This is a genomic window from Streptomyces albospinus (genome assembly GCF_014648695.1).
Classification (GTDB): Bacteria; Actinomycetota; Actinomycetes; order Streptomycetales; family Streptomycetaceae; genus Streptomyces; species Streptomyces albospinus.
Genome location: NZ_BMRP01000012.1, coordinates 100,025 through 117,512 on the forward strand (window position 1 = coordinate 100,025; position 17,488 = coordinate 117,512).

At 67.3% G+C, this 17,488-nt stretch carries 15 protein-coding genes and 1 pseudogene; 8 read left to right on the forward strand and 8 right to left on the reverse strand.

The genetic code is table 11. The features are described 5' to 3' along the window. Window positions 1-21: 21 nt before the first annotated feature. From IEZ17_RS18335 to IEZ17_RS18345, 3 genes are read right to left on the reverse strand one after another with little or no spacing between them, the layout of a single operon-like run. The gene (locus IEZ17_RS18335) at window positions 22-1,821 is read right to left on the reverse strand and encodes a DUF4254 domain-containing protein (protein ID WP_189301436.1); all 1,800 of its coding nucleotides are present in this window, start codon (window positions 1,819-1,821) and stop codon (window positions 22-24) included. Next, window positions 1,818-2,477, reverse strand: coding sequence for a hypothetical protein (locus tag IEZ17_RS18340; protein WP_189301438.1), 660 nt, complete (start codon window positions 2,475-2,477; stop codon window positions 1,818-1,820). The genes IEZ17_RS18335 and IEZ17_RS18340 overlap by 4 nt, the downstream gene beginning before the upstream one ends. A 6-nt stretch (window positions 2,478-2,483) precedes the next feature. Beyond that, on the reverse strand, window positions 2,484-2,954 hold the full coding sequence (locus IEZ17_RS18345; protein ID WP_189301440.1) for an NUDIX hydrolase: 471 nt from the start codon (window positions 2,952-2,954) through the stop codon (window positions 2,484-2,486). Between the two features lie 226 nt (window positions 2,955-3,180). On the opposite strand from IEZ17_RS18345, the gene IEZ17_RS18350 reads away from it, so the two are divergent. From IEZ17_RS18350 to IEZ17_RS44475, 5 genes are all read left to right on the forward strand, one after another. Then, window positions 3,181-4,308: a helix-turn-helix domain-containing protein gene (locus IEZ17_RS18350; RefSeq protein WP_189301641.1), complete on the forward strand. Its 1,128-nt coding sequence runs from the start codon at window positions 3,181-3,183 to the stop codon at window positions 4,306-4,308. 44 nt (window positions 4,309-4,352) lie between these two features. Continuing rightward, a complete protein-coding gene (locus IEZ17_RS18355; protein WP_373299861.1) occupies window positions 4,353-4,895 on the forward strand; it encodes a cysteine hydrolase family protein in 543 nt (180 codons plus the stop codon). Window positions 4,896-4,899: 4 nt separating this feature from the next. Continuing rightward, window positions 4,900-5,811 (forward strand): FAD-dependent oxidoreductase, encoded by a 912-nt coding sequence (locus IEZ17_RS18360; RefSeq protein WP_189301443.1) that lies wholly within the window; start codon window positions 4,900-4,902, stop codon window positions 5,809-5,811. 306 nt (window positions 5,812-6,117) lie between these two features. Next, entirely contained in the window at window positions 6,118-6,552 is a 435-nt protein-coding gene (locus tag IEZ17_RS18365; RefSeq protein ID WP_189301445.1) for an NUDIX hydrolase, read from the forward strand. Window positions 6,553-6,586: 34 nt separating this feature from the next. Next, window positions 6,587-7,159 carry a 4Fe-4S cluster-binding domain-containing protein gene (locus IEZ17_RS44475; RefSeq protein ID WP_189301447.1) on the forward strand — a complete coding sequence of 191 codons (573 nt, stop codon included), beginning with the start codon at window positions 6,587-6,589 and terminating at the stop codon, window positions 7,157-7,159. 362 nt (window positions 7,160-7,521) lie between these two features. On the opposite strand, the gene IEZ17_RS18375 is transcribed toward IEZ17_RS44475, so the two are convergent. The 4 genes and pseudogenes from IEZ17_RS18375 to IEZ17_RS18390 all read right to left on the reverse strand — a co-directional run. Next, a complete protein-coding gene (locus tag IEZ17_RS18375) occupies window positions 7,522-9,366 on the reverse strand; it encodes a coiled-coil domain-containing protein (protein WP_229852374.1) in 1,845 nt (614 codons plus the stop codon). Further along, window positions 9,347-9,799, reverse strand: coding sequence for an ABC-three component system middle component 2 (locus IEZ17_RS18380; RefSeq protein ID WP_189301449.1), 453 nt, complete (start codon window positions 9,797-9,799; stop codon window positions 9,347-9,349). Before IEZ17_RS18380 ends, IEZ17_RS18375 begins: the two co-directional genes overlap by 20 nt. Beyond that, window positions 9,796-10,932 carry an ABC-three component system protein gene (locus tag IEZ17_RS18385; RefSeq protein ID WP_229852375.1) on the reverse strand — a complete coding sequence of 379 codons (1,137 nt, stop codon included), beginning with the start codon at window positions 10,930-10,932 and terminating at the stop codon, window positions 9,796-9,798. Before IEZ17_RS18385 ends, IEZ17_RS18380 begins: the two co-directional genes overlap by 4 nt. 59 nt (window positions 10,933-10,991) lie before the next feature. After that, window positions 10,992-11,202: pseudogene (locus IEZ17_RS18390) on the reverse strand (IS256 family transposase); the annotation flags it as partial. Between the two features lie 575 nt (window positions 11,203-11,777). Between IEZ17_RS18390 and IEZ17_RS18395 the strand changes: the two are divergent. Then, complete coding sequence (locus IEZ17_RS18395; RefSeq protein ID WP_189301453.1) at window positions 11,778-12,938, forward strand: tyrosine-type recombinase/integrase; 1,161 nt, start codon at window positions 11,778-11,780, stop codon at window positions 12,936-12,938. Here IEZ17_RS18395 and IEZ17_RS18400 read toward each other — a convergent pair. After that, entirely contained in the window at window positions 12,886-14,280 is a 1,395-nt protein-coding gene (locus tag IEZ17_RS18400; protein WP_189301454.1) for a C39 family peptidase, read from the reverse strand. The genes IEZ17_RS18395 and IEZ17_RS18400 overlap by 53 nt on opposite strands. 177 nt (window positions 14,281-14,457) lie before the next feature. Here IEZ17_RS18400 and IEZ17_RS18405 point away from each other — a divergent pair, with 177 nt between their 5' ends. Both IEZ17_RS18405 and IEZ17_RS18410 read left to right on the forward strand, forming a co-directional pair. After that, entirely contained in the window at window positions 14,458-15,042 is a 585-nt protein-coding gene (locus IEZ17_RS18405; RefSeq protein ID WP_189301456.1) for a uridine kinase family protein, read from the forward strand. A 498-nt stretch (window positions 15,043-15,540) separates the two neighbouring features. Further along, window positions 15,541-17,442, forward strand: a complete 1,902-nt coding sequence (locus IEZ17_RS18410) for an AAA family ATPase (protein WP_189301458.1) — start codon at window positions 15,541-15,543, stop codon at window positions 17,440-17,442. Window positions 17,443-17,488: the final 46 nt, after the last annotated feature.

The following is a 17,488-nucleotide window of genomic DNA, read 5'->3' on the forward strand; positions in this document are numbered from 1 at the left end:
AAACTGGCAGGCAGTGGCTCGTCAGGCCGCGAGCTGCACGGCGTACCAGGTCAGAAGCTGGTCGACTGCCGGGATGACAGCCCCCAGGGCCTGCTCGCTGCGGCCCTCGCGCCAGGCGGCGGATACCTCCGCCAGGGGCGGTACAGAGAGGCCAGGCAGCTCGGGCAGCCGGGAGGCAGCGGTGAGGATGCGGTCGGGACCGTTCTCCCACTGATTGTGCTCGCGAAGGAGGAGACGGCAGGCCAGCACAAGGTGCTTGTACAGCTGCCGCAGCGTCTCGGGGCAGGCGTCGGTGCGCAGCCGCCGCATGGTGAGCATCACCTGAGGGAGTTCGCGGACAGCGGCCAGAGCGAGTTCGTCCTGCGTGATGGACGGAAGCTCCAGATCAGGTGCGTAGTGAAGAACGGGCTGTCCTTGCTGAAGCTGGTACAGCGAAAAGGCCAGGCGCGGCGTGAGCCGCCGCGCGGTCAGCTCGCCGGGTGTGACGAGAGTGAGCCCGAGAGCAGCCGCATCGCCCAGCGCAGCCCGGTAGCGTTCCAGGGCTTCGGTGATCCTGTCGGTGACGTCGTGTTCGGCGACCACCAGCAGGTCCAAGTCCGACCAGCCGGCGATCCAGGTTCCCTCGCCGGGGCTTCCCGTCAAGGCCACCAGCTGCACGGCCGGGCCGTTGGCGCGAAGGGCGTCGACGAAGTCGGACGTGGCCGCCGCCACCGGCGCGGACAGACCCAGGCCGTACGCGGTGGCGATGCGAAGTGCGCCTGGGCCCGCGGGAGCAGCTATCCGCAGGAGTCGGGCGCGCAGAGCGGCGACGCTGCCGGAGTTGTCCATCACGTGGTCGGCCACGGCGGCGACCTGGTGTGCGCCGCGGCTCATCTTGATCTCGTCCTTGGCAGCGACGGCCTGGGCCGGCATTCCGGATCGCGCTACCCGCACGGCGAACGCGGCGTCCAGGTAGACGATCTGCAGCTTGTCGCCCATGAGCTGCTTGAGCTCGGTGATCGAAGCGTTGTCGTGGACGGACTCGATCGTGAACAGTCGTGTGTCCACGTGCGCGTCCGCGAAGCGGTTCAGCTCACCCAGGAGCATCTCGGCCTGGCGTCGCGCGGACAGTGCGTAGGGGTCCGCGAGGCCCTGACGATGGGCCGCCTGGCGAAGGAGAAAGCCGATCTTCAAGCGCTGGGCTCCACAGGTCTGCCGGACGAACTCAGCGCTGGTGCTTTTGCCGCACTCGCTCAAACCGCCGAAGGCGATGACGCTGCCAAGGTGACGGCTGGGCTTGATGTCGGGTACCTCGAAGTCGTCGCATCCGTAGAGCTTGTAGCGGGCCGGCGCGGGAAGGCGCTTGCGACCACATATGACGTCGGCGACGAGTGTGTCGAGAGCGGCGGACATCTCCTCGCGCTGCTGGAGGAGCGCAGGGACGCGGCGCCGAGCAAGTTCATCGCGCGCCGAGATGCGTTCGTTGTGCCATATCCGCAGGGTCAGCACCGACAGCCGGTCCACGACGGAGGCGAGCGTCTCGGTGTGCAGCGGCGCATCAGCGCGGCCTTCGTCCGCCAACGTCCCGAGGACTTCGTCTGCCCGTTCGGCCAGAGCGTTGCGCTCGGCGTTGAGCTGGTCGATTTCCCGCTTGCAGTCGGCGACCTGGACGGCGGTCAGGCGCGCGTCGCGCACCCGGTCCTCGGCGTTCCACAGGTTCGCGTTGACGGTGTGGAGTCGTGTCACCGCATCGTCGAGACGCCGCCAGTCCTTCTCCGACAGCGTGGCGGTGGCTCGGGAAAGCCCCGGCGGAAGGACCAGGGGTGGGGAGTTCTGGGTCATCGGGGGCTCCCGTCCTCCAAAGAGGTAACTGGCAGGTGGGCGCTGACGCAGCCGAGCACCTCGGCATAGACGTCGTCTGTGGAGCGGTCCTGGCAGTCCACGACCGCCGAGTACACGCCGTTGTCTGCTTGGCGGAGCAGTACCGAGTGCAGCGCCATTTGATAGGCGGGATAGATCCCGGTCCAGGAACGGCCTTCACGGGCACTGGTGATCGCATAGCTGCGGTCGGGATCACGCGCCGGCAGGAGAAGAACGGAGGTTTCCACCGGGGTGGACCGTGCCCGGGCAATGCCGGCCACGGTACCCAATGCCTCCCGTACCGTCAGACGGTCCTTGACCACACAGGTTGCGGCAGCCACGGCCAGGAGCATGGGAAGGCCCCGGTCAAGCAGACCCGTCCGGCCGGTTTCGCGAGCAGCGGCCCGCATGGCATGGCCGGCCAGCAGCATCGTGGTCAGCTCCATCGTCGTGGACGTCTCGAACCACCACGTGGCGTAGTCGTTAGCGGCCACCTTGGCCCACGGCTCCGGGTCGTGTTCGTGGACCGCGCCCAGCGGTTGGAAACCGCTCCAGAAGTCGGCCAAGCGCCGCAACTGCGTCGTCTTACCGACGTTGTCAGGCCCGTTGAGGCTGACGAAGTTCGGCACGCTCTGCATCGGCGCTCACACCTTGCGGATCGGAGTGTCGAGGACAGAGGTGATCGCCTCGGTGTTGGCGGAGATGAACTCGGACAGCTCCGGCGGCATCAGCTTCAGTCCGCGAACCGCCTCGGCGGTGAACGGCACCCGGACGACCTCGTATTCGCCACGTTCCGGCTTGGAGAACTCCGTCCCCGTTCGAGCAGAAAGGTTCATGGATGCCAGGCGGGCCGCGAAGATGTGCTGGACGCCGATGCCACCGTCCGCAAGGTCGTCGGTAATCAGGTGGACGAGTTCGGCGCGGTCCAACTTGCCGCCGAGTTCCTCGAACACCTCGCGGTGCAGGGCGTCCTCGATGGTCGGGTCTTCCTCCTCGACCCCGCCGCCAACCGACACCCAGTACGGTTCCTTGCCCGGCTTGGTGCGCTTGATCAGGACCAGCTCATCACCGTCGAGGAGGATTGCCCGGGCGTTCCGCTTGACGATCTCTGCCATGCCAATTACTCCTTTGAGTAGTGTTACTTGGCCAGCGGCCCCCCTGAACGGGTGGACTCCTGGGAGGGGTGTTGCTCTCCGCCTGGCGCTCCAGCATGGAGCACGCTGGACCGGGAGCGGGATGCACAACTGCTGCACCAACGCCGTACCAACGCCGAACACCTCTCGCCAGCCTGCGCGTTCGGCGCTGACACTCGGACAACGGACAGGGGGACTGGCAGTGGTCATGGTGCAGCGATGGTCCGGGCGAGAGGCCCGGTTGCTTCGTGAAGCCAAGCGCATGAGCATCCGTGACTTCGCCGAATACCTAGGAGTCAGTCACCGCGGCGTCTCGAAGTGGGAGGCCGGCGGAGAGCTCTACTTCCCGCGCTCGGCCTCGCAGGCCGTTCTCGATACCGTCCTCGCACGCGCCTCGGACGAGGAGAAGTCACGGTTCGCGGAAGCCCTCGGCGGGCATGCCCAGAGCCCGTCAGGCACTGCAGGGATTCAGGTCGACTCCCACAAGTTCCTACCTGTTTTCATCGGCATCGACCACGCACAGCGGCTACGCGCCCACATGACGCAGGATGCAGCAGCCGGCTGGATGGAGTCATCTTCGACCCGCGTGGAGCACCCGGAAGCACCGATGTGCACCCTCCACGTCTTCGCCTGCGGTGTCGCCGTGTTCCACCTGGTCCAGCCCCGGGAACCGGCCACCCTTACCGAACTGGCAGTGTGGCGTTACCGCTCTTACGCCTCCGATCTCACGTGGGCGAGGGCGACGATCCGCGAACTGCTGGACGCGAATCACCCCCTCGGGCCGAGCCCGCAGTACGTCCTCTCCCTCTACTGGCTGGCCTCCAGCCCATGGACCGGCAACGAGTACGACACCGCTCTGCGCCTGCTGTCCACACCATCGGTGCTTGTCGACCGTGGGGCGCCAGACGGCCCCGCGCCCTTGGAAGGCTCGGTGGAAAAGGCGCTCCTGGCCACGGGCTTTGATCACCCCGATATCGTCTCCTTCGGCGTACGCGGAGTCTCCACCGGATACGCGGGCTGGTCCGGAGTCTCCTACGCGTCGATTTCACAGGAACGCAGCCTCACCGTCGATGAACTGGTCGACTGTGAACTGACCGTCCAGGCACTGTGGTGTTTCACTCACCAGGTTCAGCAACTGGTCGAGGAGGGGCAGGATCCATCCATGCCCGAAAGCTACGGCTGGCGCTTCCTTCGAGCCGCCTACTCCCGGCTCAGCACGGCACGCGCCCAGGAGACCGCGCAGCACTGCCTCATGCGCGAGGCCATCATCAACACCAGCGGCCTGACCGAACGACTCCGCGCCGCACAGGACGCGCTGCGCGAAAGCGCCAACTGAGAAGGCAGGGACCACGTATGGACCCCAGTAGAGCAGCGCTGGTCGTGATCGACCTGCAGAACGGCTTCGTGAACCACCACAGCCACCATGTCGTCCCCGCCGTCCAAGACCTGGTGACCCGCTGGGCCGACGCAGGCAGGCCGGTCATCTTCACCCGCTATTTCAACCACCCCGGAAGCCCGTACGAACGGTTCTTCCAGTGGAGCCGACTGCAGGGGCCCCCTGAAACCGACATCGTCCAGGAGCTTGCCGGCCAAGCCGCCGGCGCGTACGCGACCATCGACAAGGCCGGCTACACGCTGTTCACGCCGGAAGCCACCGAACTGGTCCGGAAAGCAGGCTGGACCGACCTGCTGTTCTGCGGCGTAGCCACCGAAAGTTGCGTCCTGAAGTCCGCCGCGGACGCCTTCGAGCACGGCTACGCGCCCAAGATTGTCACCGACGCCTGCGCAAGCGACGCCGGACCGGAAGTGCACGAGGCAGGCTTGCTTGTGGCACGCCGACTTATCGGACCACGACAGCTGACCACCAGCGCCGACGTGATGAGAGAACTCTCAGCACCTTGTAGTGCCGTGGTGCTGGAATAGCCCCATGGCTTCCACACCATCTCGTACCAGTGATACCGACTTGATCGTTATCGGAGGGGGCCCGGCTGGCTGCGCTGCTGCTCACATGGCCGCGAGCGTGGGCATGCGCTCAGTGCTCATCGAACCGGATGGCCTCTGCCGAAACCTCTACCGCATCACGGCTCTGAACAATGTCCTCGGCGGCTACACCAACGGCCCCGAACTTGCCCACTCCATCTCAGCGGACCTGAACAGCACCGACCGCTGCCGCATCGAACTCGGCCACCGTGCCACCGAGCTACGCGCGTTCGACGACCACGTCGCCGTCACCCTGGAGACGGGTGCCCGTCTGACCGCCCCACACGCAGTCCTGGCCACCGGCGTGGGAGCACTCCAGCCCCGCGATGCTGATTGGATAACCGCACCGCCGAACCTCACCCTGCCGCCTCTGTGGCAGGCCGAACCGCACCATGCCGAGGGCCGCACGCTGCTCGTCCTCGGTGGCGATCGCCCGATCGGGACGTTCTTGCGGGCCTATCCGGACACCAACACCCGCCTGCTCGTGGCGTACCCCGCAAGCGATGAATACAAGGTCGAGGAGATCCGCGACGACCCTCGCGTGACCCTCCTGCGTATCGATCACCTGCTCCTACGCACGCCAGAAGGGCCTGTGATCACGGCTGAGGCGCTCGGCCGGGACGGAGAGCGGAGCACTGTCGAGGCCGACGTCGCGTTCCTCAGTATCGGCAGCGCTCCGATCGCCCCTCCAGGCGATCTCGTCCGTGACACCGCAGGCTACTGCCCACCCTCTGACCAGCATCCCCGCATCATCATCGCTGGCGACCTGCGCTCGTCCCAATTTCAGCGGATCGCGACTGCCATGGGCTCCGGCAGCGAAGCCGCCTTGCGGGCCTACTACGCCACTCGGAATTCGTGACGGCTGGAGTCAGGGCGAATTGTGCGTCGAATCCGGTGCCGCACCGCTGTCGGCGCCGGCGAGAAGGGGCGATGCCGACCCGCCGTGGATGCACACACCGGCGCCGCCCCATCTCACCGATCCCGCAGACCATTTACACGATTTTTCGCGCCGTCGTGACGCCTGATCGCCCGGCCTAGACTCAAGGGTCGCTTGGCCGGCGTCGGCCGAGCGCCACCAGGGGTGCACGCCCTTTCACGCCCTGCCCTGGCCCAGGGCACCGCCGGGTGGGTGCCCGGTTCCGATGAATGAATGAGGGGTGCTCCCGTGCCCGAGAAGGTCACCAAGGACAAGGTGCTGTGCTACGTCGTGCGCGACGGGAAGCTGCTGGTGTTCCGGCACACCGAATACAACTACGAGGAGGTCGGGATCCAGGTCCCGGCCGGCAGCATCCATGAGGGCGAGACGCCGGATGCGGCGGCGCTGCGGGAGGCCCGCGAAGAGACTGGTCTGAAGGACTTCAAGATCGTGCGGAAGCTCGGCGAGGCCGAGTACGACATCAGCCCCTACCGGTTCGAACTCCAGCGCCGTCACGTCTTCCACCTGGAGCTGACCGAGCCCACTCCAGAGCGGTGGATGAGCCAGGAGGACCACGACGGGGAGCAGGAACCCACGCACTTCGAGTGCTTCTGGATTCCGCTGGAGGCCGCCCACATCCTCCAGTCCGGCCAGGGCGCGCTCCTGGGACGCCTGTACGACTGATCCCCGTCCGGTCACGGCACCCGGGAGGCAGCCGATGCACCGCACCACCGAAGAGCACGAGCGTGATCCGATCGCCCAGATGTACCGCGGCTTGGACGCCGAGGATACCGACAGTGCCGTATCAGTGATCTTGAAGTTACGCGATGAGACCTGCGACGTCGACTGCCTGTACTGCTATGAGAAACGCAAGGAGGCCCCAGGAGGAGCACGGATCGATGCCGGCCAAGCTCGTCGGCTCTCCGAGCTCTTCCAGGGGCGTCCGCTCACCATGGAGCTTCACGGCGGTGAGCCGCTGGCCGCCGGCCGCGACCACCTCGCCGACGTCCTGCGCGCACTCGCCACCCGTGGCACGACGAGGGCGAGGACATGTTCGAGCGGCTCCTCGAGGTACCAGCTACACGGAGGATGCGACGCTCTCCTCCGTCTGGATCCCGAGGACCCGATGCAACTCCGCTGTCACCACGCGGTAGGCGTTCCCAAGCCTGAGGACCGCGACCGGGTACTCGCTGCGCTTTGCCAAGGCATATCCCATGCTGCGGCCAATCGTCAGCGCCTTGTTGGCTGTGTCGACGTCGACGCGGCTGGCAGCGCCAACAGCTCTTCGTAGGTCATCCCTCGTGCAGCTTTGCGTGTAGCCGTGATGTATTCCGATCACGCAAAAGTTGCTCTGACAACGAACTGCGGACCACGAATGTTGCAGCAACGTATTTCCCTGTTTGAGACCCATCGCTGAGAGCCCATTCCCAGTCTGTTGCCCCGCAGGCAGCGACCTTGCGCCGATCCCCAGCTCCAGCAGCCAGTCCGGAGCCGGAGGCCGCGAACAGCACCTGCCCGCCGGCCTCCAAGAGGTCAAACACCACTGGGTGGGCTGGCACCGCATGAGAAGCCTCGGCCGCGCCCCGGCGACACCGCCGGGTTCGCTCCTGGAGCGCCGTGAGGTCCAACCGACCCTCGTGGAATCGACGGCGTTCACGGGAGGAAACCAGGGCGGCCCTCGGCGGCGGTGAAATGGTAGGTGGTGGCCTCGGAGAGGACACCGAGGGGCGGATCGCCGTTCTCGATGATCACAGCCTGGCCGGGGAAGGCGAGCATGTCCTCGTAAAAGCGGTCCACGACGGTGGATGTGATGCGCACGTCGGGTAGATCGGGGTCCTCTGGGGTGCTCTTCACCGGCTGCCGGTAGGTGACTACGGGGGAGTCCAGGACCACAAAGCCAAGATGGGGGAGGTCTCGTTCGATGCAGAAGCGAGCCAGAGAGGTGGTGAAGGCCGAATGCAGTACGGATCGCACTCCCTTGCCACGACCCTCACGCGGGCGACCCCCTGCCCGGATTTCCGCGTTGAACTGGTCGTACCCGGAGTTGTCGACTGCCGGCACTTCCCAGCTACTCAGGGTGCGTTGGAGCACTGAGTCGAAGTCGTTAACGACCCTGGCGGCGATGTACTCCGCAGGCCGGGTAGCCGGCACCGCTCCCTCCCCGTCGAGGCGAGAGCGCTTATCCTCAAGTTCCGCGATCCGCGAATGCAGTTCCAGCCCCCGCTCGATTGCAGATCGTGCGTCCAACAGTTCTTGAAGGCCTTCCCTGAGCGGTGCGATCTGGCCCTCGGCTTCGCCAATGCGTTCATCCAGCGCCTCCAGGTCGCCCTTGACGGCCCGCCAGGTCCGGGAGGTCTCTTCTTGTTCGCGGGCAAGGTCGGCGATAGTCGGCAGGAGGTCGGTGAGCAGGGCAGTCGTCTTCGCGGCCTCCGCCTGCACTGCGATGTGGAGCTGAGTGGACTCCTGCTGACTGTGGCCGGGGTGCTGATGCTCGGGATCCGCTCCACAGAAGACACAGGTTCCGACGCGGAAGTAGCCGAGGATGCTGCCGGCCTCGTTGACCATGACCAAACGCTCCAGATCGGAGCGGTACTGGTCCTCCAGCAGCCTAAAACGTCCCAGCAGATCGCTGACCTCGGCCAGCCGCTCGTCCAGCCCGGCAAGTTGGCGTGCGTGCGTCATGCGCTCGCGTACCGCTTCGCGGTGAGCCTCGTCGGCCGAGCGCAGTGCAGTGCTCTGCGCATCGATCGCGGTTTTGACCCGTGCCAGCCGGTCCCTAAGGTCGCGCTCAGATTCGTCCGACTCAAGCTTCGCGTACAAGTCGATCACGAGCTGGTCTAAAAGGTTGATCTGCCCCCTGTTCACACGCCGCTGTCCCGCGTTGGGCCCGGTGTCGACGGAAGGGTCTCCTTCCCCGGTCAGGAGGAATCGCATGACCGACGTCTCTGCGGTGCGGGTGCTGGCGGCACCGGTGCGTATGACCGGGGAGGACATGGCGATCATGCGGTCCTCCGTAACCACAGACAGGTGTGCCAGATCGGTCAGCGCCAAGGAGCGGGTACCGCCGGCTTCGTTCTTGCGGATGCGGACCTCGCCTAGACCCATAGCGCGCATCAGGTGGACTGAGAGACTGTTCTTGCTGCGGGCGTTATGCACGGAGGTCACGGTGGTGTCCGGCGGGCGGTGAACCAGGTCGCGGAGGTCCTCGTAGTGCAGGTGCGTGGAGTTGGTGCCGGGGCGCCGGACGAGGGTCAGCGGGCTGCCGTCGGGCAGCAGCAGCCCGAGCAGGAGCTGGGTGTACCCCTCGGCCTCCGGAATCATGGTCAGCTTGGCGCCGCCGAGCATGTACTCGACAGACCTGACGATGAAGGTCTTCCCGGTGTCGGAGGCGCCGTAGATGGTAGTCAGCTCGGGGCCGAAGACGATTTGCGCTAATGGCTTGCCAGAGCCGGCGTAAGTGAGGTGGACCAACTGGAGACTACCCACGATGGCCCTCACAGGAAGAAGGATGAGCCGCTAACAGGGACCGGGTAGTGCCGCGTACGTCGGTGTCCGGTGCCCATTGGTGGACGGCCCACTCGGCGCGCTCGCGGAGCCGCAGGACGTACGGGGCCTCAAGAATGTCTACGAAGGCCGGGCCGCGCTCCGTGGCCCGATAGACCAGGCCGGTCCCGTCAGCTTCGAGTTCGGCCAGGCCGGCGCGGATGAGCACCAGAAGTGCCTGTTCGAGGACTGTGCGCTTCAGACCGAGCTCTCCCGAGCGAGCCGGCAGGTCCGGGTGCAGGCTGGGCGGTCCGTCGAACTCTTCGCTATGCAACACGGCATGGTCTAAGAGCGCGAGCTGGGCCAGGTCCAGTGCATCGGGATGGCTCTCCGAGAGCAGCACCAGTGCCCGCACACCGATCTCCAGCGGGCTGTTCAGCGGTTTCATGTCCCTTCTCCCTCACACCACGTGAGCTCGTCCTCGTTAGCCAGGTGATGACATACCCCGGTGCGGTCCAGAGTCCTCACGTGCTGAGCGAAAATTGTCTGCGTCAGCCCGGCGCTGATCGCCTGCGAGGTGACGGCCTGTAGGCGTTTCCACCCCGTGGGGTGGTCATCCCTCGCTACATCGACCACGGCGTCGTATACGTCCTTGACGATGGCTTCGAAATGACCCGCAGGGTAGGCCTCCTCCCCGAAGCGGCGCAGAGACTCGGCGCTGAAGAACGCTTGACGCTGGTGGCGCAAGTGCGGACCAGCCGTGCGATGCTGCGCAACCTGGGTAACAGTGCTGGCATCACCGGGCCAGCGCTCGGCGTAGACCTCAAGGAGCTGCTGCACGTAGCGGGCCTCGCGCGGCTCCGGCTTCTCGGGCGGTTCCATGACCGGCGGGCGAGGAGGGGACTCCGGCGGGAATCGCTTCACCCAGAAGTCGGTAGTCTTGTGCTGTGCAAGCATCTGCTTCATGTTGACGGTCTGAAAGATCTCGAACGACGTATCCGCCGCCAGCTCCTCGACCTCGCGTCTCAACGACGGATCTAGATCTGTGATGACCTTGTCCGTGGTCCCGCGCAGCGACTCCACGAACTCCTTGCGGGTACGGTCCGGGCGTTGCAGAGCCTGCTGCAGGCTGGGTCCGATGGACGGCGCGACGAAGGTGTACTGCTCCGGCACGATGAACTGGCCGGTGACCACGCCCGCGAACATCTTCCGAATCTCACCCGCGGCGATGCTCCACGCCAACGTTCCCTTGTAGCGCTTGCACTGGTAGTTGTGCCACGGGCCCTCCAAGCCCTGGCGGGTGAGGAATGCAGCCACGTCGATGCCGTGGTCACCAGCGCCTCCCTGGCGTTCCACCCGTACATACAGGCTGTCCAGCGCGGGCACCCACTCCTCGACGAACTTCTCGAACTCGTCAGGATCGTAGGTGAAGACTAGTTTCTCAGGCGACGGCATAGCCGGAAACTGCATCGCCGTTGGGTAGTTGAGAATTAGCGGCGGGTCACCCGCCCGGCTCCCTGCCCCCTGCGGCGTCTGCCTCGGATCCAACGTCTCCCCCTGAATGCCGTCGTCACCTTCCACGATGGACCCACTAGAGGTACCACTGGCAGATCGTTCACGAAAAGGCCATCACCAAATCAATAGGAGTCGGTGGACTCTTGCAGGCGCTCGGCCAGCGCGATCAGCTCTTCGGTTCCGTCCAGGCGGGCGCCGAGCAGGACCGGGACAGGAGTGCGCCTGGCCGAGCCGCACCTTGGGGTGGACCCCGCCGGCCCAGACGTCGACGTAGCCACGGTCGGAAAGGTGGGGGTCATGGAAGGCGGCATTCCACTGCTCAGTCGGCCGGGTAACTCCGACTCCGCTCTCTACACCATCGTCCTGCCCGCCTCCGCTGGGACACCCGCGCCCGTGACTACGTGGAGCGGCGCACCAGCGAGGGAAAGAGACGTCGCGAAGCCATCCGCTGCCGCAAACGCTACGTCGCACGAGAGATCTACCAGACGATCGTCCCGCCCAGAAGCCCAGTGCCACCCCCACCAACTGACGCTTGACATCCGTAGGGGGATCAAATGTGGCTACCGCTTCAACCCACCCTGGCCGTTGCAGCCGTCGTCAACTGGCTCCGCGACACCTTCCAAGAGCCATCAGAGACGGCCGTTGTGACCGCATAGGTTCGCTGGGTTGGCGGTTGGAGCGGTTGGATAAGTAGCGACGGCCGCTCCAACCGCTGGAGGTGGGGCGGCCGAGCCTGTGCGTGTGCGCAGACTGACCGATCAGGAAGGGCGGGAACTGCAGAAGATCGCGCACCGGGGCAACTCAATCATCCCTCCTGAGTTGCCGCGTAGCCAAATCATCAATGAGAGTCTGCATTTGGCACGGCCGGAATTCCGAGCTACAACAACACACCCTGACGGGAGGACCCGTCGGTGACGCTCGGACGGATTGGCGCGGATTTGGCGACGGTAGTGGACAAAGGTGTTGGTGCGCCCGGCAAGCGATGGCTCGTACGGTACCGGGAGCCCGGGGGGCGTAGCGCTCGGCAGCGTGAGAAGTCATTCGACCGCAAGAAGGACGCGGTGGATTTCGCTACCAAGATGGAGAACGACAAGCGGGAGAACAGCTACGTCGATCCTTCTGCTGGCAAGGTGTCGGTGCGACGCTATGCGGCTGACTGGCTCGCTCTGAAGCCCATGGCGGCGGGCACGGAGGAGTCCTACGAGCGCATCATGCGCCTTCACGTCCTCCCGCAGCTGGGGAAGAAAACCATCTCCCAGGTCACTGCGGCTGACGTGGAGGAGCTGTACGCCCTCTGGCGCCGGCAGGGCGCGATGCCCAACACCATAGATTCGCGCCGCATTGCTCTGTCGGGCATGTTCTCTCACGCGGTTCGCCACAAGAGGATCCGCGAGAATCCGGTCAAGCAGGCCGAGAAGCCTGCCAACCCCAGCATGCAAGTGGATGAGAGGACGCTTCCCCGCTTCGATGAGATTGCAGCCTTGGCCAAAGAGATCGGTCCACGTCTGGAGCCTGCTGTGTGGCTCATGGCGTGCTGTGGATTGCGTATCGGAGAGTCGCTGGGAGTCTTTCCAGAGGACATCTCCGAAGGCATGTTGCGTTGCCGACGACAGGTTGTGCGGATCAAAAACTCCTCAGGTAAGTACGTTGCCCTCTACGCCCCCTTGAAGCATCGGAAAGAAGGCGAATGGCGCGATATACCGGCGCCCGCCACCCTGGAACCGCTCGCCGAAAAGCTGCCCATTCGGAATCAGGCCGGAGGCATGATCTACCCCGACCTGTTCCGTAAATCCTGGGACCGCGCCCTCAAACGCCTCGGCCTTCGCGACTACAACCCGCACGACCTCCGTCGCAAGTGGGCCACCGTGACCCTGAGCAACGGCGTGCCCATCCACGAGGTGTCGCGCTGGATGGGGCACAGCTCCATCAAGATCACGGTGGACCAGTACGGCCACCTCACCCTCGACGGCAGTGACCGCTGCCGTCAGGTCATCGAGGCCACCTTCGGGGTGCACATGCTCAGCGGATTCCCAGCTCCGCGAGTACCCGGTGCTGAGTTGGTGCTGGCTTAGCCGGGAAGTAGAGGTAGCACACGCCTCCGCTACCGCTCTTGACCTGGCCTTTTGCGTCGTATCGCTTGGTCCGCAGCCAGATGTTCTCGAACTGCCGCCGCTTGTAGACGCGGCGGACGGCCGGGTCGTCCGGGGACGCCGGGTCGTTGGCGATGACGTCGCCGTGCTGGGTGAAGCCGATGACGGTCATCAGGTGGCCGGCGGTGCCGTAGCCGGCGCCGTCGAGTTCGGTCTTCAGGAAGGACTGGGAGGTGATGACCGGGATGCCCGCGTGGACCAGCCGCTCGATGTCGTTGAGGGAGGCCAGGCGGGTGACGACGGACTGCATGTCGCGGTAGGTGGCGGCGTAGGCGGCGTTGAAGGGCCAGTTGCCGCAGCCCTTGTACTGGTAGTCGAAGGTGTGGCGGGCGGCGTGGCAGACCTGGGGGTCGGCGTAGGCGGGGTCGACCCAGGCGAGCTGCTCGCGGGTGGGCCTGCGGCCCCAGTACTCGATGATCATCTCCGAGGAGGTGGGACTGCACCATGCCTCTCCCCCGTTGTCGTACTCGGGGTACTGGCCCTTGTGGATCTCCTGCGAGTAGCGCGGGACGGACAGCTCGCGGCCGACGGTGCCGGGCCTGGACGCCGGTACGTCGAAGCGGTCGGGGATGTCCGAGCCCATCGCGCCCAGCCGCCAGACGGTAGGGGTGAGCGGGGTGCCGGGCTTGCGGTAGAGGGTGAGCCGGAGCTGGTACGAGACCAGCCGCAGACCGCTCGACGGGGTGTCGATGGCGAAGGTGTCGGTGGAGATGCTGCTCTTGCCGTCCTTCTGGTCGTCGACGGAGGTGCGCCGGATGTCGGCCTCGCCGTCGCCCGCCGTCCAGCGGCCCATCACGTACCACGGCGTGTGGCCGCCGTCGCTGTAGGCGCCGCGCAGTTCCACGGCGATCCACGTCCCGGCCGGGGTGTGCGCGTTCCACGAGGCGACGACCTCGGTCGCGGGGACCGTGAGGCGGTGCACCGGCCCGGTCCAGGTGGCGTATTCCCAGGTGGCGGCCTTGCCGGTGTGCGGATCGTGGTAGTCGGCGGTGCCGGCGGCATGGCCGATCCGGACGCCGGGGCGGGGACCGGGCCAGACGATGGTGCCCTCGATGCGGCCCTGGGTCCAGTCGGCTGCGGTGGTCCAGGAGTGATAGTCCACGAGGCTCTTCGGTCGGTGCGGGGCAGCGGTGCCGGGCGTGGTGGCGGCGGTCGGGGTCGCCGGGCCGGGCTCGAAGGCGGCCCGCGCCAAGGGGGCGGCGGCGCCCGCCGCGGCGGCGAGCGCGGCGGCCAGGACGGTGCGCCGGGGCGCGGAGCTGGTCATGTGAGGTCCCCCAGTCGGATGCGTACGAGCGATGGGCGGCGTTCGGTACAGAGCGGCGTTCGGGCACGTGCATGTCAGCAGGGGTCAACTATTCCCGTTCCGCACGGCCTTCGGAAGCCGGTCCGGCGCGCGTCGCGGCACGAATATTGGTGTGGACCACTGACGTACGCTGAGGGCATGGACCCCGCGCTGACCTCGCTCGCCGCCCGGCTGCACACCCTCCCGCCGTCCTGCGGGCCGGTGCGGCTGATCGCGGTGGACGGGCACGCCGGGTCCGGCAAGACCACCTTCGCCGGCCGGCTGGCCGAGGCCCTGGGCGGGGCGCCGGTGGTGCACACCGACGACCTGGCGACGCATGACGAGCTGTTCGCCTGGAGCGACCGGTTCCGCGAGCAGCTGCTGACACCGCTGTCCCGGGGCGAGCCGGCGCACTACGGGGTCTACGACTGGGTGCACCGGGAGTTCACCGAGGAACGGGAGCTGCCACCGGCTCCGGTGGTCCTGGTGGAGGGCGTGGGCGCCGGCCGGCGGACGCTGCGGCCGTATCTGGCGTGCCTGCTGTGGATGGAACTGGCGAGCGAGCATTCATGGGAAAGGGGCCAACTCCGCGACGGCCCGGGGCTGTCCGCGTTCTGGGATGGCTGGATCCCGGCGGAGCGGGCGCACTTCGCGGCGGACGCTTCGCGCCCGTACGCCGATCTGCTGGTGCACCAGGGGCAGTTGGGATACGAGCTACTCGTGGGGCCGTCCGGGACGCCATGACCGGGCCCGGATTTCACCCTGTGTAGCCGACCATGGCTGACACGCCGAACATTGCCGACCGGGACCCGCCGAGTGCGCCAACTCGGCTTGACCTGGGGGGCGTACAGGACTTACGTTCTCAATGTGCGGTTCAACGGACCGCCCACAAACGCGAAGCCCCCGGTTGTTCCCCCGTGATCGGGGGCTTCGTCCTGTGCAAAACCACATCCCGCCGCCGTCGCGGCGCGGCGCCTCCCTCACCCTGGGTCACCGCATCCTTCACGCCGATGCGCCCCCTTCCGCGCCCCCACTTCTGCCCCGTGCGGCCCTCTACGACCTGCACCGACAGCGCAGGTACGATGCGAGTCTGTGCCACCGCAGGATCCGCACCGAGCTGCGCGGTGACGGCAACTCCCGCCCACCGTAAGCCGGTTCGGCCAGGGCCGGACTGGTCCTGGGCCCACGGCCCGGCACACGTCCGGTGGTACACCACGGGGGGACGTTTTGTGGGGGGACGGGATGGATGTCGGCACTCAGGGTTCGCCCGCCCCGGCCGAACTCGCCTGGCTGCGCGCGGTCGACGCCTACACCGTGGGCGCCTACCCCCAGGCCGAGGAGGAGTTCCGGGCCGCGGTACGGCTCGATCCGACGATGGCCGACGCCTGGCTCGGACTGCACGCGCTGCGCGCCGACACCTCCATGGCCCTGCTGCGGATGCACCAGCACCGCCACCGCTTCGGTGAACAGCGCGCCCGCCACCGACGCACCCTCAACTCCTGGTACTGGCTGGGCTGGTGGGTCCAACCGGTGCTGGAGACCGGCCGCGACCTGCTGCTGGCGCACGCCTCCCACTGGCTCGACGGCCGCCATGTCGCCGAGCTGGACCAGGCGCTGGCCGGCTGCCCGCCGGTGGACACCGACCCCCAGGTCCGCTTTCTGCACGCCTGCCGCGCCTACCTCGTCAAGGACTGGGACCAGCTCGTACGGCACACCGAGCCGCTGCTCGGCGATCCGGTGCTGGGCATCGAGGCCGGGCTGTTCGGCGGCATGGCGCGGGTGCGGCTGGAGATGTACGGGCAGGCCGAACCGCTGCTGTCCGCGGCGCTGATGCGCTGCCGCAGCGAGCAGCCGCAGCGCAAGGAGCTGCGCTACTGGCTCGCCCGCGCCCATGAGGGCACCGGCCGCAGCGCCGCCGCGCTCCCCCTCTACCGAGCGGTGCACCGGGTCGACCCCACGTTCATGGACACCGCGGCACGGCTGGCCGCCATAGCGGAGGCGGACGGGCTGGACGAGGGCGCCGATCTCGCGGCGGTCTCCGCCTCGGGCCCGGCCCAGGAGGCTGCCGGCGACCTCGATCCGCTGGCCCCGCTCGATCCGGTCGACGGCCGTGAGCTGCTGGTGGCCGGCGAGGCGGACGGGCCGGAGGGCCAGCGGGCCGGCGGGCTGACCGGGGGCGAGACCGCGGCCCGGGCCAAGTCCGCGGTGCCGGGGCGGCGCGGCGCGGAGCGGCTGCCCGCCGGACCCGCCGACCCGGTCCTGCTGGAGCGGGCGCTGGCCGAGCTGGAGCGGATGGTCGGCATGGAGCCGGTCAAGCGGCAGGTGCGGGCGCTGTCGGCGCAGTTGCGGATGGCGCGGCTGCGGGCGAGCCAGGGACTGCCGGTGGCGCCCCCGAAGCGGCACTTCGTCTTCTCCGGTCCCTCGGGCACCGGCAAGACGACCGTGGCCCGGATACTGGGCCGGGTCTTCTACGCGCTGGGGCTGCTCGGCGGCGACCATCTCGTGGAGGCCCAACGGGCCGATCTGGTCGGCGAGTTCCTGGGCCAGACCGCGGTCAAGGCCAACGAGCTGATCGACTCGGCGCTGGGCGGCGTGCTCTTCGTCGACGAGGCGTACAGCCTGTCCAACTCCGGCTACAGCAAGGGCGACGCGTACGGCGACGAGGCGCTTCAGGTACTGCTCAAGCGCGCCGAGGACAACCGCGACCGGCTGGTGGTCATCCTCGCCGGCTACCCCGAGGGCATGGACCGGCTGCTGGCCGCCAACCCCGGCCTGTCGTCCCGGTTCACCAGCCGCGTCGACTTCCCCAGCTACCGGCCGCTGGAACTGACCAGGATCGGCGAGGTGCTGGCCGCGGAGAACGGCGACCGCTGGGACGAGGAGGCCCGCGACGAGCTGTGCAGCATCAACGGCCATGTCGTCGAGCAGGGCTGGATCGACGAGCTGGGCAACGGCCGCTTTCTGCGCACCCTCTACGAGAAGAGCTGCGCCTACCGCGATCTGCGGCTGTCCACCTGGCTGGGCACCCCGACCCGCGACGACCTCGCCACCCTCCGGCTGCCGGACCTGATGCAGGCGTACGGCGAGGTGCTGTCCGGCCGCGGACCGGGCCCGCAGGCACCGCCGAAGGGGCTGGACCTGTAGAGCGGCGGGGCGCGCGCCGGGCCGAAACGGCGGCCGGCGCACGCCC